The sequence below is a fragment of the Secundilactobacillus angelensis genome (genome assembly GCF_012641075.1).
In the GTDB taxonomy this organism is placed as follows: Bacteria; Bacillota; Bacilli; order Lactobacillales; family Lactobacillaceae; genus Secundilactobacillus; species Secundilactobacillus angelensis.
Map to the genome: position 1 here is coordinate 1 of NZ_JAAXLJ010000123.1, position 235 is coordinate 235.

The window sequence follows — 235 nt, forward strand, 5'->3', positions numbered from 1 at the left end:
CTCACTAAAACATATCGCTAACGAATTGGCGACTTCTGCTAGCTTTGTTGCCCGCATGTTGATGCAATCTGAAACCTACTTCGAACCCAATTGGCAGCATTTACCAGAAGTACTTTTGCTGGATGAGATTAAAACCACTAACAACGCTGATGAGACCATGAGTTTTGAAATGATGGATGCCGACACACACGAATTTATCGACTTACTGCCATTCCGATCAATTTTCAAGCTGCAG

Annotated in this window: 1 pseudogene; it reads left to right on the forward strand. The window is 42.6% G+C overall.

The features are described from left to right. Positions 1 to 235, forward strand: a pseudogene (locus HC026_RS12640) (ISL3 family transposase); the annotation flags it as partial.